Below are 17,103 nucleotides of genomic sequence, written 5' to 3'. Positions count from 1 at the left end.
CGGTCGGAGCCGTCCTCGCCGTGCACCGGCGCACCGACCGGGCCCTCGGTGACGATCCGCAACCGGCGCCCCAATTCGTGGGCGAGGGGCTCGGGCCTCGCCGCGTCGCCCAGCCGCTGCGCACCCGCCGCGGGCGCGAAGACCCGGAGCACCGGCTGCTCACGGCCGGCGGGTTCCAGATTGACCAGCCCGTCCCGCTCGGCATTGGCCAGGATCGTCGCGAGCTCGGCCGGACTCAGTCGGTATCCCAGCGGCCGGAACCCGTCCTCGTCGGCATCTACCACCACCGTGTACGGCTGGCCCGGGTTCGAACCACGCCCCTCCCACAGGTCACGCCGCGGGTCGTCCGGCGCCAGGATGCCGAAGCCGTCCGCGAACCGAACGATCGCCTGCCGGATGTCGTGCTCCACCGCCGGATCGACCGTCGGTCCGTACACGCCGGGCCGGTGCTTCACCGCCACATACGAGCGCGGCACCTCCTCGCCCGTGAACGCCCGGAAAGTACGCCACGCCAGCGGCGACCGGGCCGGCAGATCCTCGAAGCGGCCGCGGGAGTAGGTGCGGATCCACAGCGACCCGTCCTCGTGCGACACGAACTGGCCCACCGAACCGACGACGTCGAGCCCGAGCGCCTGTGCCAGGACGCGGGCGGGCGGAACGTGGCCGAGCCCCCCGTGGTTCAGGTACAGCGCGACGGGCCTGCCGTCTGCTTCCCGGTCGAGCTCCAGGATGCCCATCCGGGCCAACTGCCCGAAGAACGAGGCCACCTGCTCGGCGTCCGTGGGCTCGCCGTCGACCGCGATCCCGACCCGGCCGGTGTTCGGATCCTTCGTCGACTCCAGCACCAGGGCGAGAGCGTCCGGTACCACCTTGCCGACGGCTGCCAGCAGGGTCTGGTAGTCCGTCCTCCCGAGCCGGTACTCGCCGGTGTCGGGCAGCGCCGTCAAGGTACGCCACGGCCCGTGCCACACCGTGTCGGCGTCGTCGGCCAGCGCCGCCTCGACGGGGTCCGGGCGGGCGTCCGACTCACCGTCGTGGGACGGGCGCTGGTCGTCGGGCGTCCGCGCGCCGTCACCGTCGTACCAGTGGAGGCGGCCGGCGGGCGCGGTTTCCCCGGTGCCGCGCAGCAGCGCCTCGAAGGACGTGTCGTCGAACGTCACCACGGACTCGGTCGTGCCGTCCCGCAGGACGACGCCGTCCGGCCCGGCGGTCGGCCGGCCGACGCGGCGGGCGAAGCGCGCTGCCCACCCGGTGTCACCGCCGGTCTCGTTGCCCTCCAACCGGATCGTGCCGCGCAGCGTGACCCGGTCCGCCGGGTCGCGCGCCACGGTCAGCGCCAGTACGACGTCGGCCACGTCCTCCGGCGCGGGCCGCAGCACGGTCTGGGTCGACGTCGGGACGGTGCAGCCGTCCCGGTCGGTGTCCACGAACACCCAGAAGTCCTCGGACGAACGCGCCAGGCGACGCCACTGCGGCAACCGGGGATCGTCCGCGGCGCAGAAGGCCACGCCGCCCGGGAACACCTGGGCGCTGTCGGCGAGATGCGAGAGCTGCAGCTCCGCGAGTGCGTCGTCCGGGGTGGCGTCCCGCGGACCGATCGGACCCGGTTCGCTGCCCAGCGACTGCTCTCCGCCGGTACGGCTGCGCCGCCACCAGTAGCCGTACTGGCCGTCGGGACGCACCGGGGCGGGGCGGCCCGACGGGGTGTCGTGCCGGACGAACAGCACCCGGCCACCGACCAGGGCCGGGTCGACAGCCGAGACCAGCACGTCACGTACCGGCAGAACCGGCAGGAGCTTCTCCGCGAATGGCGCGTCGGACGTGTACAGCCGCAGGTCCCGGTCCGCGAGCTGGGCGCCGTACTCCGCCGCGAGGAAGTCGGCGAGATCCTCGGCGGTGAACGGCCGCCCCGCGATCTCGAAGCCGTCGAGTACCACCCGGAACTCGTCGCCGTCGGCGGGCAGCTTCTCCGCCTCCGCCAGCCGCGCCGGGTCGACGGTGATCGCCACACCCGCCGGGATCTCGCGCGCCAGCAACCGCATCGCCTTGCGTACCAACGGATCCGGCTGCGACGCGGCAGGGCCGCGGTGCGTCGGGGTGGCCGTCGCACCGTCGTTTGCACGCGACACCAGCCGGTCCGGGATCGCCGAGCTGGTGCCGGCGTACGTCCCGTCCGGGCGCCACTCGTGCACGTCGGGGTCGATCCGGCCCGGGCGGCCGCCCAGGTCGGACTCGTCGATGTCGGCGGCGATCAGGTACCCGCGCGGCAGATCCGGCGACACCTGCTCGCTGTTCCACACCGGCCGCGCGAACGCCTGGGTGCGCACACCGGCGCTCGCCGCGTACCGTCCGGCGGGCGCCGAGTCGCGGCCGACGCCCATCGTGCAGCCGGCCAGCACGTGCGTCTTGCCGTCCCAGTCCTCGGTGAGTCCGTTGCGCCGCAACCATTCCCGTACCGCGGAGGCGAGCTGCGCCGGGCTGATCTCCCGGCCGCCGACCAGGAACGCGTGGCCGTCGCCGGCCACGTCGACGACCCGCTCGGTGTCCGGGCCAGGACGGACCCTGTCGCCCTGGCTGCTGCGGACCCGCCACGCCTCGGTCCGGCGCGCGTCGTCGGTCGTGGTCTCGCCCCGCGCGCCGTACAGGTGCACACCGGCCGGGGTGCGCTCCATGAACCGCAGGCACCACTCCACGGCCTCCGCGTCCTCCGCCGGCAGCACCTCCGGCTCGGTCCGCGTCGCGGCCGGCTCCGGCAGCTCGGTGTCGACGATCTGGGAGTGGATGTAGCTGAAGTCCGGCACCTCCTTGTCGACCAGCCACTGCCACCGACCGGTCCGTTCGTACTCGCGGCGGCCGGCGAGACGGCGGTCGTACGTCAGGCCCTGGTCGGTGAACCAGGTACGCAGCCACGCGTTCAGTTCCAGGCCGAGTGCCTCGCGGCGCCGACCGGCGCCCGCGGCCCGGTAGTCCCGGACCAGCAGCCGCAGATCGCGCAGGGCCCGCTTCTCGCTGACACTCGGCTGGTACTCCCCGTACCTCGGAAGCGCCCGGTCGCGGAACATCTGGCCGGGCGAGTCGCCGGTCCGCGGCGCCAGTCGCCCTGCCCGGTGCTCCGCCTCGGCCGCCAGGAACAGCAGGGTCCGTTCGACGAGGCGGTCCAGCGCTTCGGGGTCGCCGACGAGCCGGTCCTGGACGACGATCTCCTGCACCCGGCGCAGGCCCATCCAGCGGCGCCGGAACGTCGGGTCGGTCGGTACGAAACGGGCGACCTCGTCCTCGGCCAACCCCTCGACCGCCACCCGCAGGAGTACCCGGGTGCCGCGCTCCGGTGCGACGAGTACGGCGTCGTCGCCGTGTTCGGTGACGGTCCACTCCGCGTCCAGCCGGCGGAGCACCCGGTGCACCGACTCGGCGACCGCCGCACGGTTCGTGGCGGTGTCGACCCGCACCGGCGTCGGCGGTGGCGCGCTCGACACGACTCGGGCGATCGCCTCGGTGAGCCACTGGCGCGCCAACAGTTGCGACTCGTCCCACCAGAGGTTGCGGGCGACGATCGCCGGCACCGGACCGAACGCGTCGATCTCCACCGACTCACGGTCGACCAGGTCGATCCGCACCCGGAAGTCGCCCAGGTCCTCGATACCGCGGACGGCCGGATTCCCGGCGCCGGCGAGGATGTCGCGGGCGAGATCCTGGATCGCGCGGCCCAGCGCGTCGCCGGCGCTGCGGACCTGGTCGTCACTGATCTTGCTGAGGTAGGTCCGGCCGTCGAACGTGGTCATCAGCGCGAGCTGGTAGCGGTAGTGCACGCCGCCGCGGTCGAGCCGGTCCAGCGTCGGCGACGTGTGCGAGAGGCGGTTCGGCTGGTAGTGGCCGCTGGAGTCGTCCAGGTAGGCGAGCCGGCCGTCGTGGATCTCGAACTCGCCGGCCGCGCGTACCGGGGCGCCGCCGAAGAACGACCCGTGCGTGACGGGCTCGCCGCTGTCCGGCCAGCCGTCCGCCAGGAAGTACCAGTGGTCGTCGGCGCCGAGGACGTACCTGATGCGGCCGGAGCCGTACGGGTCGACGTCGCGGCTGTCGAACCGCCTGGTCGGGTCGGACCAGTAGTAGAACAGCCCGTCGCGCAGGATCAGCCGGTGCCGGTCACGGTCCGCGTCGGTGAAGACCCGGACGCCGTCCCAGGCGTCGCGCGGGATGTCCATCGGCGCCGAGGCGACCAGGTCACCACGGTGCGCCACGTCGTACGCCCGCCACTCGCAGCCGGCCTCGCGCGCCAACTCCTCGATCGTACGGACGAGCGCGGCGGCCCGCGCCGGCTCCCCGTCGCGCAGCGCCGTCTGGTAGACGGCGGCCACGTAGTGCAGCTGCGCCAGGCGAGCCGGGACGTGCGGCGCGAGCTGGCGGCTGTCCGGCCGTCCGACCGCCGGATCGCGAAGGTACCGGGCGTCGCCGGTGACCGCCACGACCGCCTCCGCCGCGGCGGCACTCAACGCCGCGCCGACCGCGACGTCGAGATGCAGACCGTCCAGGCCGATCGCGTCGGACACCACGATCCGGCCCAGCACCCGAACGCGCCCGCCCTGGACCGGGTGGTCCACGTAGTGGAACTCGGCGTCACCGCCGGCCACCGGGCCGACCGACACGTCGAACCGGAAGGCGTTGGCCCAGTCGTTCGTGCCGGCCCGGCGGACGAACAACGACAGCGCGCCGTCGGGGCCCGACTCGACAGACGCCTCGGAGAAGCCGATCGCGGCATCCGGACCGGCCGTACTCGGCTGCGGGGTCGAAAACCAGCCGCTCGGCCGCCAGAACGCCCGGTTGATCGCGCCCCGTACGGCGTCGGGATCGGAACCCGTGCGCTGCCGGTCGAACAGGCTCCGCACCGCGATCACGGACGGCACGGGATGCGTGCGTTGCCGTCGGCCCTGCACCCACTCGGGCGGCGCCGGCTGCAGGAACGGCGCCGCGATCTGCTCCGGCCGCCGCTCGTCGCCTCCCACCCCGAGTACGTCGAGGACCTGGCGGATCGCGCCGTCCACGACACGGTCGCTGGCGGCGAGCTGGCGCGCTGCCGGGGCCAACGCATCCACGGCGTCCATGTCGAGCCGGTCGAACGTGAGCTCGGCGACGGCGGCGCGGACCGTGCCCAGGCGAGCCTCGTCGAAAAGCCCGACCAGACCGCGGAGGGCGTCGGCGAGCCCCGGAACGCGCAGCGTCGCGCGGGCCAGGGCATCGAGCCCCGACACGGCGCGACGGTACCGGTCGCGCGCCGCGTCGGGATCGTCGCGGCGCTCCGTGAGCCCGCGCTGTACCGCGATCTCGGCCTGGGCGAGGTCGGCCAACGCGTCGAGCACGCGCCGTACGGTCCCGAAGTCCGGCGCCGCGCCGCGGAACGGATCGGCCAGCCACTGGTCCAACAGCTCGTGGTACCGCCGGTACGCAGGCGCCAGCCGCGCGGCGTGCCCGGCCTTCAGCAACCCGGACGTCTCCACGGACGCCCAGATCGCCATCTCGTTCTCGATGTACTCGATGCGGGGCAGCTGGGCCAGGACCTCCGCGCCGGTCTGTGCGGCCAGGATGCCCTTTGCCGCGATCCGTTCGAAGAACCGCTGCCGCTCGGCGGCCGAGGCGCGCTCGCGCCAGGCGTCGGCGATCAGGCGGTACCTCTCGGCCATCGGGCCGTCGGCGCGGTCGGCGGCCGCACCGGTCGCCGCCTGCACCGCCGCGACCAGCTGCTCGTGCTCGCGTTCGTGGCCGGCGATCGTCTCGGCCGCGGCCATGAGCCAGGCGCCGGTCCCCGCCTCACCCGACGGGTCCCACGCCGCGATCTGGCGCCAGGAGGCCACGATGGCCCGCTGGTCCGCGGACCGGAGCATGATGCTGCCGACCGCGTTCGGCCGGGCCAGGAGCTGGCGTCGGGCGAAGGCGGCGCGGGCGGTCGCGTGCTGCCGGTGCGCGCTGCGTTCCCGCGACCGCAGCGCCGCGTACTCCGCCTGGTAGCCGTCCAGGATCTCGGCCGGCGTCGGGGGAAGCGCACCCGCCGGCGGCAGCGGCCCGCGTGACTGATCCGTCAGTACCGCACGCATCAGGTCCCGCAGTGGTCCGAACCTGCCGGACGGGTCCGGCGGGAAGACCGGGTCGATACCGGTCGGTTCGGGCCCGTCGCCGATCCACCGCGGCGGCCCGGTGACGCTCGGCGAGTCCAGGCGCACGCCGTCCAGCAGGTGCGGGTCGAGGCCCGGGTCGAGCGGCACGAGCAGGTGCCCGGACTCGTTGCCCGGCACCATCTCGACCGGCAGCACCAGGGCGGTCACCGTACGGGCCAGCTCGGGTATTTCGACATTGACCGTCCACGACGCGGCGGCTGGCCAGAGCTGCTGGCTGCCCCACGACAGCTGCGGGTCGGAGCCGTCGTTCTCCCATCTCGGCTCACCGACGCCCAGTCCGAGTCCCGCGAAGTCGGCCAGTGCCGCGTCGACCATCGCCCCGACGTTGCGCTCACCGGTCAGCGCGTCGGCCTCGTCCACCACGGCGTCCAGCTCACGCCGCAGACCGCGGACGGAGGCGAGCACCCCGTCGAGGCGCTCCACCAGCGCACCCAGCCGATCGTACGAACCGGTCCGGGCGATCGCGTCGAACGCGGGCTGGACGTCGTCCAGCATCGACCATGCGGAGTCGACCAGCCGGTCGGCCCGCGCCACGTACGCGGTGGCCGTCGACCGCAGGCCCGGGTACAGGCCCCACGGGGTGGCGGGCGAGCCCACTCCGTGGAGGTGACTCGCGGCCATCTGTACCGAGCTGACGGCGCCGCGCAGCCCGACCGGCCCACCGATCCGCCCGAACATGACCGACTCGAATGTCGCGTCGTCCGGCTTCCCGCCGGGTCGGACCAGCAACCTCTTGAGCTGCACGAGCGTCTCGGTCAGCGCGCCGTCGGCCTTGCGGGCGAGTCCGGCCCCCGCCACGGCCAGGGACTCGATCCCCCGCAGCTCGTCCGCCAGTACATCGACGATCGCCGTCCGGTCCGGGTGGCCCACGAGCAGCCGGTCACGTACCTGGGCGCCGACGCGGCCGAGCCGGGCTCGTACCGCCTGGGGGTCGGTCCATCGATCGCCGTGTCGCGACTCGCTGTCCGGGCTGGTCCCCTCGCCCCCGGGTGTCCCACCGTCAGGTAGCGGCGCGTCTTCCGCGGACGCACCATCGCCGAACATCTCGTCGGCGATGTCCAGCACGACGTCCCACCAGTTCTGTACCGCGCTCCAGTCGTCCGACGGGAACACCAGCCGCAGTCCGTACGGGGTGTGGACGTCCAGGACACCGGCAACGCCGGGCAGCGCCTCCAGCGAGCGTGAGCTGTTGAACGTGACCGACAGGCCCTGATCGGACACGGTCGCGAGGCCGGTCACGCCGGCCACCGTGAGCTTCATCGACGTGGCCAACTCGGCGGCGGAGCTTGGCTGATCGCCAAGCGCCATCGCGTTGCACGCCACCAGCAACAGGCGTTCCCGGCGTTCGATCAGACGCGGTAGCAGCCTTCCTGCCTGGCCCCACGAGACGGCGAGCTGACCGCGCCCCGCCCCGTTGACGACAAGGCTGTTGGGGTTTCCGTGCACGTCCACCGCAGTCCACTTGGCACCGAGCGGTACGGATCCGCCGAGCAGGAAGTCGGCGGATCCGAAGAATCGACCGCCGCCGGCACCGAACGGTGACTTCACCTTCTCCAGTTCGCGGAGCGCGGCGTCGTCGTCCAGATCGGGTGCGGTCGGCCAGGACTCGGCCGGGTACCACGTCGGCGGTCCGTGCACGGCGTTCGAGTGCAGGTCCACGTCGTCGAGCAGGTCCGGGGCCAAGCTCGGATCGGCCGGGACCAACCGATGGCGAGGTTCACCGCCGAACATCCACCGTGGCGAGAGCACCAGAGCGGTGATCGGCCGACCGGTCGTCGGCGAATCCACGGTGACCATGTGGTGGCCGTCGGAGGGCCGCCAGACCAGGGTTTCCCCCCAGCACAAGACATCCCGGTTACCCGCCGGACCGGTCGTCCGCATCCAGCGGAACTCGCCATCGCCCAGGCCGAAGCCGAGCGTGGCCGTGCGGTTCAGGAACGTGCGCAGTCGGTCGGTCGGGACATCCTCGGGGGTGATCGCTTCGCGGACGCGAAGTATCGCCGCCGCCTTCTGCATGATGTCGTCCGCGTCCGCACCAAGTGCGCCGAGCCGCTCGTAGAGGCGCTCGAACTCGGGGTCCTGCCACGATGTGCGACGGCCGGTATCGGCCAAGGTCCGAAGTTCGTCCGACAACGCCTCGAACTCGCCGGCCAGGACGCGCGTGAGCCGGGCTGCCTCCACGAGATCGGCCGGGCCGTCCTCCGGCAGGCCGAGCTCTCCCTCCTGGGTACGACGGACGAAAGCGTCGGCACCGGCCAGTTCGTCGAACTTCCCCGCAGTCTCCGCGAGCATTGCCGTCGCGTTGGGAAGCAGCTGAAGGATCAGCTGGCCGGCCTGCCGGATTCGCCAGTCGGAGAGGTACGCGTCCGCAAAGGAGCTCACGGCGTTGTGGAGCTTGGCGTACGCGCCTTCGCGCCAGAAGGTCCGGAACGACTGGTATGCGGCCGTTCCGCTCTTCACCCATCCGTTCAGGTCGGGCGCGATGTCCGGCGGTGCCAGTCGACTCGCGGCGACCTCGCGAACGCGGTCGGCGAGCTTGCGCAGGCGTACGAGATCGGGAGCGTCGGGGGCCCACTCGGTGCCGTGCCACCACGGCTGTCCACTGTGGACAGTAGGGCCGGCGGCGACCGGGACCGCAGGTGTCTCGACGCTGAACGGCCGCACGAGCGTGACCGGGTCGGCCCAGCCGAGGTCGGCGCCGGTCAGCACCTCACCGTCGTGGCGTACGGCGGCCCAGGTCTCACGCCCGTCGGCGTCCAGGACCAGCGCCGCCACCGCGTGCACCTCGCCGCGCAGCGCAACGGCCAGCTCCGACAGCATCTCCGGGGTGATCGTGCGCAGGTACCCGTTGCCGGTGTTGAGCCGCAGCACCGTGTCGCCGTCGAAGGCGATCCGGCCGGCGTCGCGCAGTGCCAGCAGCGTCTCGCCCAGTTCCCCCGGATACAGCGGGTACGCCCCGTCGGCGGCGGGCACGTGGAACCTCGGGTCCCCGTAGGCGGCGCGGCGGATGTCGATCGTGACGGCGCCCTCCTGCTCGGGCAGCCGCGGTGCGGTCGGGTCGAACGAGTAGCCGTCCGCCCGCTCGGTCAGTGCCTCGGTGAGGGCGTCGGCGTTCCAGCGGGTGCGCTCGGTCCACCACTCGGACGTGTCGAACAGGGCACGCTCACGGCTCGGCAGTACCAGCCACCAGCGCCCGGTGGCCGCGCTCGTCGGCCGTGCGTACGGGCTGGTCTCGTCGACGGGCGCCAGGTGCCGCTTGCCCGCGCTGTCCAACCAGGTCAGGGTGTCCGGGACGACGACCGGTAGGTGCGCCTCCGCGGCCATGTCGTACGCCAGGTCGACGGCCTCGCAGCCGTCCACCACGATCGCGCGGCCGGCGTTGACGGTGCCGAGCAGTTCCCGCAGCACCATCCCGGCCTGGCGTCCGGTGATCGTGAACCCGCCCTGCCGGACCGGTCGGTGCGCGTCGTCCCGACCCCAACGGCCGCCCAGGTAGATGCGCTCGCCGTCGGACTCGACGCGGATCACGGTCCGGTCACCGGCGCGCAGCTCCGACCGCTCCGGCGCGGCGCCACCGGGCTCGTCCGGACCGACCAGCCGGTACTCGCCGTTCGGCAGCTGCCGCAGGAACGCGGCGGCGGTCGGGAGTACCTCATCGTCGGTGAGCGGACGCGGCTCGCCGGTACGCGGGGCGCCGGCGACGAGCGCGTCGGCGGTCCGGTCCACCAGCTCGCGCAGCGCCGCCCAGCGGGCCTCGCTCGCACGCCGCTGCGCCAGCAACAGTTGCAGGTGCCACTGGGTCGGGCTGTACCCGTACCGGTTGCGGGTCTGTTCGGCGGTCATCAGCGCCTGCCGCGCCTCGACCGAGTTCGCCCGCCCCAGCACCATCCCCGCGTACGTGTGGGCGACCATGCTCGGCGTCGTGCCGAACAGCGCGATCCACATGTTGTGGCCGTGTGTCAGGCCGCTGACCGCCTGGTTGGTGACCGCGGGCATCCGGGTCCGCAAGGCGTTGTCCACGAACGCCCGCCGGTCGGCGATGCCCAGCGGCAGCTCCGACCACCACGTCACGTACCCGTCGAGAGTGGTCAGGAGGGCGGCGAGGCCCGACTCCGGGTCGCCGCCCGGCACCGCGAACGCCACGTCCGCGTCGCGCTGCAGCGGCCACATCGTGACCGTGCCCGGGTCGTCCGCCGACAGGTCGCCGTGGAACACCCGGAACGTCAGCTGCACCGGCGGCGCGCTCTTCAGCAGCCGGCCGGTACCGGACTCGATCGGACTGATCAGCGCCCGGTACGTGTCGGTGCCGACCTCGGTCAGCGAACGCAGCCGCTCGATGCGCTCCACCAGCGACCCGTCGACGACCATCCGTCGGAAACCACGCGTGATCGACTCCGGCGCGAACGCCGACAACCCGCGCACCTCGTCCCGCAGCGGACGCAGCAGGTCGGCCAGCGCCGAGTCCTCCATCCGGGACTCCAGGAACTGGAGGTGCCGGGCGGCGGCGGCGCGGAACTGCCGCTCGTCGTACGCCGGGTAGGCGAAGACGTCGTCACACGTCGGGTCCGTGTCGGCGGTGTGGAACTTGAGGTACGAGACCGTCTCGCGGGCCAGCTCGTTGTGCGCGAGCGCCGTCTCGGTGACGCCCTCGGTGCCCGCGTTCGCCGCCGACTGCGCGTCGTACGCGATGGCGTTGCGGTTGCCCTCCGCCAACAGGATCGGGGTGACCGCGGCGTCCATCAGCGCGTCGCCGAAGGACTTCTTCATCGGCCCGCGCAACCGGCGGGACCGGAAGGCCCGCGCCACCTTCCCGATCACGTCGCCGAACCCGGCGATCGTCTCGTGCAGTTCCTCGACCGAGGTCCAGGTGTCGGACACGGTGAGCTGGAGCGCGTCGTACCCGGTGACGACAAGCTTGGCGTAGCCCGGCTCGATCGACGGGGAGATGCGCAGATCCAGGGAGAACCGGCGCCGCTTGACCCGGTACTTCCCGGAACGCAGCGCGACGGAGAGCCGCAACCGACCGTCGTCCAGGGTGCTGACCGTCAGGTCCGGATGCGACCCCAGGACGAAGGACACGACCGGCCGGACCTGCTTGGGCAGCAACTGCGGCGGCTCCGGCTCGCCGGCCAGGTTGCGGATCTGCGCCGCGATGCCCGCGCCGCCCCGGATCTGCCGGCGCAGCAGGTCGACCTCGATCTTCGCCTGCTTCTTCGTCCACCCGGTGAACGGGTTGGAGCGGAAGCCGAACGTGTGGGTCTGGTTCTTCTTGCCGGCGATCGTGTCCATCAGCTTGTCGAGCGGTTCGAGCGCGCCGCGGGTGAGGCGCCGCGACGCGTCGTTCGCGATGACGATCCGGGCCAGCTCCGGATCGTGCATCAGCACACCCGCGACGTACCAGACGGCGGCCACGACGATGGGGGCGCTGAACCACTGCGACAGCATCGTCCGCACCGGGCTCGGCATCATCGACATGATCCAGTCGCGCTGCTGCATGATGTCCTTGAACTGATGCAGCGTCGATTCGGCGATGACGGCGGGATCGGCGTCCCCGGTGACGGGGTCGAGCATGTTCGGCGAGAACAGCAGCTCGAACTGCGCGGTGCGGTCGCTCAGCGGGAAGTCGGTCAGCCGGAAGCTCGGCGTGCTCAACTCGCCGACCCCGCCCCGCAGCGCGAACCGCCGCGCACCGAACCGGGTCGGGACCGCGACGGTGACGACTCCGGTCTCCTCGTCGTATCCGATCTGCGCGTTCGTCAGCAGCTTCTGCAGGAGCATCTCGTGCTGGACGTGCTCGTCGTCCTCGGGCAGCCCCTCGTACCCGGCCGGCAGGCGCTTCGCGACGATGTTCCGCAGCCGTTCGGCGAGGAGCGGCATCGCGTCGCCGACCCGACGGAGCAGGTGCGCCTCCTCCTGCTCGTTCAGGGTCCGTACGTGCGGGTCACCGTCGCCGCGGCCCAGCTCGTTCAGCAGCTGCCACTGCGCGGGGTTACCGGACAGGCGGGCCAGCTCGCGGTCCCGGCGCTGCGCCTCCAACACGTTGTCCCGGGTGAACACGTACGCCAGCGGGCCGGAGACGAGTGCCTCGATCACCGACCGGGCGACCGGACCGGCCCACATCGCCGGGCCGCCACCCATCGACATCAGGACCGTGACGATGCCGGCGACCGTCGCCGGGCTGGCGTCCCGGCGCCAGTGGCTGACCACCGTGGAGATCACGGACTTCCACTCGCCCGCCAGCCGCTCCACCTCGGCGCGGGCGGCAGCGGCCACCTCGGCCGGGTCCGCGTCCGCGCGGGCCGTCAGCCGGAACTGGCTGCCCATGATCAGTTCGCTGTGCACAAGACGGCCTGCCGGGGTACGGCCCTGCGTCAGCGCGACCGTGAACCCGACCGTCTCGAACGGCCCCTCCTTCGGCGAGACCAACAGGACGTCCTGGTACAGCGGATCGGTCAGGTCGACCACCGGCGGCGTCGCGTACGCACCGGCGAGGACGTGGTCGTTCAGTACCGGCGGCTCGTCGGTCGCTTCGATGGAGCTGCCGTCGATCCCCTCGCCGAGCAGCGCCCCCCGCATCGCGGCCACCGCGGCGCGGGGGCTGTCCACCGGCCGCCCGAGCCGCGTGACCAGCTCCGTCGCGGCCGGCTGGTCGGCGAGCTCGTCGGTGATCCAGCCACGCCGCGTCCCGGCCCCGGGAACGCTCTCCTCGACGGCCATGCCGAAGTCCCGGCCCACCGCCGTGCCGTGCAGCAGGTCGCGGACCTGTTCCTCGGCCGACTGCCACCGGTCAACGACGAGCCACACGTCCTCGGTCGCGGGCAGCTCGGCCAGTGGGACGTCGCGCAGCAGCGGCCGGCCGTCCGGCACCAGGTCGCCGACCAGGACACGCAGCCGGACCCGCAGAACGTCGAGTTCCTCGGCCAGCGCCAGCAGCCGCGCCAAGCGTGCCCGATCGTGGTCGGTGAACGCCGGCCGCTTCCCCGGGTGCAGCTCGGCCCGCAACGCGTCGGCGTCGTCCGGGCGCTGCGTCTCCTGCACCGCGGCGTCGGCACCGGTCGAGACGACCTCGCCGGTGAGTACCGTCTTCGTCTCGCCCTCGCCCGACTCCCCCTTGGCCGCCTCGGGCTTCGCGGTCTCGGGCTGCGCGGACTCGGGCGTTGCCGTCGTGGTGTCGGGGCGGGGTTCCGTGTCGGGAGTGACCGGCGGCGGCAGGGCGCCGATGGTCGGCCCGGGCTCGCCGTCGGGCCGCGCGTGCCGGGGCGTACCCGAGCCGGTCAGTCCGGTACCCGCGGCGTTGGGTCGAGCGTGCCGCGGTCCCGGACCCGCCGGCAGCGCGGCGGCCTCCTCCGGCGTGACCGTACCGAGGGTGCGCGGCGACACGTCCTGCGGCGCCGACTCCTCCTGCATCTCGCGTACCACGAAGGGGATGGCGCGCAGCGCGTTGGTGAAGCTCGCCGGGCCGTTGTTCGGGTCCGGGTCGCCGGGGTTGATCACGACCAGCGGGTGGGTACCGCCGAGCGCGAACGCGGCCATGTTGCGCACCGCGGTCGGGTCGTCCCAGTACGACGGGTGGCCCTGCGCGTCGCCGGCCGACAGTCGCGTGACCCCCGGCTGCCAGGCGTTACGCCCGAACGGATGGATCTGCGCGGTCATGTCCCGCGCGTTGAACATCGTGTACACGTCGCTGCCGGGCACCGACACGGGCGGGCCCATGGTGAGTACCGGGATGTTGGCGAACGTGTCGGGGCGACTCTCCCGCAGCTCGCGGGCGACCCGGTTGGCGTAGCTGTGCGACTGGATCGTCAACCGGGTGCCCGGCCGGACCTCCAGCTGTACGGCCAGGGTCAGCGCCTCGGCGGTGTCGGCGACGGCGCGGACCCGGGACTGCGGCACCGTGCCCGGCACGCCCTGCGGCAGGTTCGGCGGCAGCGCCGTGAGCAGCGCCAGCCGGGGGTCGCCGCCGACCAGCGCCGCCGCAGCGTCGTGCACGATCTCGGTGCGGCGGACCTGGTACGGCAGGGTCCGCAGGCTCTGCCAGGTGCCGGCCCAGAACTGCATGGCCGCGTCGGCGTCGGCCAGGTCGGCGCCGACGAGTTCCACGACATGACCGGGCCCGTCCGGATCGATCTCCAGGTGGATGAACCGGCGGCGCTGCATGACGACCCGGACCGTGCCATCCGGTTGCCACACCTTGCGGGCGACCGGCGTCGCCATGAACACCAGCGTCTTCAGCAGAGCCGACAGCGATCCGAAGTCCGGGTCGTCGTCCTCGGCCAGATGAAGGTCGGCCAGCTCGGCGGCGCGGGTCGCCAGCCGGGCCCGTACGTCCTCGATCCCGGCGTCGAGGGTGCGGTCGCTGGCACGGATCGCGTCCGTGCTCAGCACCCCGGGTACGGCGCTGACCAGCTGCGGGCGTTCCTCGATCGCGGCGTCACGGACCGCCGGGTCGGCGCCGGCCCACAGCGCGTGCACCGCGAGTACCCGGGCGCTGGTGGTCAGGTCGGGGTCGTCGCGCAGCTCCTGGAGCCGGGCCAGCAGGTCGGCGACCGGGTCCGGCGCCGGTGTCGTCGGCACCGATGCGCCGTCACCGGGGCCACCCGACGGCGGCGCGGACGCGGGATCGGAAGGGGTCGACGGATCACCGGACGGCAGCACGGGCGCGGGCTCGGGCAGGGCCACGGGCGCCGCCGGGTCGCCGGGTGTCGCCTCCATGCCTTGTACCGGCGCCGGGCTGGGGGGCGTGGGCGGCGTGCCGTCGGGCCCCTTCGGACTGTCCGGGTCGTCCGGGTCGTCGGAGTCCCTCGGGTCGTCGTCCAGGTAGTCCGGTGGCAGCTTCTCGCCCTGCCACGCCGGCCACTCCGGCCGCGGTCGGCCGGTGAGCTCGGTGAGGCGGGCTTGGCGGGCGTCGAGCCGTTCGAGCCGGATCGCCAGGCTGGCCGTCAGGAACGCGCCCAACTGCACCCGGAACGGCGACACCGAGTAGCCGTAGTAGTCCCGGATCCGGTTCGCCATCCACCGGGAGATCTCGTGACCCAGGTTGTGCCAGTTGCTGGCGAGCGCGCCCAGGTAGATGCTCAGCATCGCCACGGGGATCTGCTCGGCCACGTGCGCGGGGGTCAGCTCCGTCAGCGCCATCGTCGTGAACCGGTTGAGGATGGCGCCACCCTGCCAGAACGTCAGCTGGGTCAGGTGGTCGCCCAGCTCCGGAATGCCGGTGGCGCCGCGACGAGCCATCTCCGCGACCCGCCGGAAACCCTCGGCCGTTGCGGCGAACCCGTGCTCCGCGTCCGCCGTCCCGGACACCGCGTACCAGTCGGCGTCGTCCTCGCCGCGCATGAACAGCGTGCGGTCCGGGAGCTCGTCCGGGTCGTACTCGGCGCCGGTACGGTCCAGGATCTCGGGCAGGTCCTCGACCATCTCGCCGGGGACGTACCGGACCAGCAGTATCTCCGGATGGCGGCCCCGACCAAGCGCCTTCATCCGGGAGGTCGACCGCTCGACGACCACCTTGTACAGGTTGTCACCGAGGTACTCGGTGTCGAGGTCGCCGAGACCGCCGTCGGCGACGAAGCGCCGGAACCGTGCGGACAGCTCCTCCGGCGACAGCGTCCGGTCAGCGGCGGCATAGGCCGCGAGGGCCGTGAGATCGTCGGCCACCGCCGCATACGCGGGATCCGCGGCGTCCCGCTCGGCCTGCGCCCGGATCAGCTCCGCGCTCTCCCCGAGAGTCCGGTAGCCAGTACCGGTCAGTTGGTCGTAGTCCGCAGGCACCGCGTGGGCCAGCTTGGTGGCCGCGGTGTAGACGTCGCCTTCCTTGTCGAACTCCTTCCGCACGGTGAACATCTGGCTGACGCCGTCCACCGTCGCGGACGTCGCGGCGCCCGCCTCGGTCGGGACGGCGGTCGTGTTGCCCTGCGCGATCGCCGTGATCAGGTTGATCGCCGCGGTACCGAAGGCCGGTACGGCCGCCCGCTTCGCCAGCTCCGCCTTGCGGCGCGGCGCCATGTACTTCTCGGCGGACATGACGTCGACGAGGACCCGCCGGACGACCGTCGACAGCTCACCGTCGGTCCAGTCCGGCGAGACCAGCATCGACATCTCGTGTGTCTTGGTCCGAACCACCCGCACCGAGTTCGGCGGCACCGACGGCTCGACGCGGACCCGGAACGTGAGCGTGGGCCGACGCAGGTACGCGGCGCGGCCGACGGCGACCGGTGCGCGCCGGATCTGTACGACCCGCCAGACCGGCCCGGTCTTCGCCTCCTGGATGTCCCAGGCACCGGTGATGCCCGGCGTGGCGTCGATCGCGTCGGCCAGCGCCCACGACGCCTGCGACGCGATGCTGCCCGGCCCGTCCGGGATCTCCTCGGTCTCGACCGGCCCGGCGGGCTGCGCCGCCACCGGTCGGCCGGTCAGTTCGCCGTGCAACCGTCCGACGGCCTCGATCACGGCGGCGAGCTGCTCGCGCTGCTGCATGCCGATGCGCACCCGCTGCGGCAGCGCCGTCACCTGGCTGAACCCGGTGCGGAACTTCATCTGCTCGGCGTTGAGCCGCTCGGAGAGCTTGACCGTCAGCGTCTTCTGCGTGTCGGCGTCCGCCGAGGCGATCCGGTACGCGATCAGCCGCGCCACCAGCGGGGGCAGCAGGCCCGGGTCGTGCAGGACGAACAGGCTGATCCACACGTTGACCAGCAGTTCGAACGACAGGGACATGCCCTGCGCCTTGCCGTGCGTACCGAAGCCCGAGATGCTCTGGAAGACCCAGGACGCCTGGTACACGATGTCGGCGAACTGGTCGGTCAGGCTGCCCCAGATCTCGGCGTCCGCCTCGTCTCCCTCGGGAAGACGGGCGGTCGACCTGCCGAGGTTCATCTGGAAGTCGAGGGTCTTCTCAAGCCGGCCCGCACTGCCGCCGGTCTGGTACTGCGTCCACTCC

Annotated in this window: 1 protein-coding gene (only partly in view); it reads right to left on the bottom strand. The window is 72.8% G+C overall.

This entire window lies inside a single protein-coding gene on the bottom strand: locus Aru02nite_RS22015, encoding a DUF6528 family protein. The 118,716-nt coding sequence extends 18,424 nt beyond the window's left edge and 83,189 nt beyond its right edge, so the window shows coding positions 83,190-100,292 (codon 27,730, partial, through codon 33,431, partial); reading right to left, the first codon wholly in view occupies positions 17,100-17,102. Both codon boundaries (start and stop) fall beyond the window edges.

Origin of the sequence: Actinocatenispora rupis, from assembly GCF_016861975.1 — a bacterium.
GTDB lineage: Bacteria > Actinomycetota > Actinomycetes > Mycobacteriales > Micromonosporaceae > Actinocatenispora > Actinocatenispora rupis.
The sequence above is the reverse complement of the archived record's forward strand: the minus strand, read 5'-3'. Positions and strand labels throughout refer to the sequence as shown.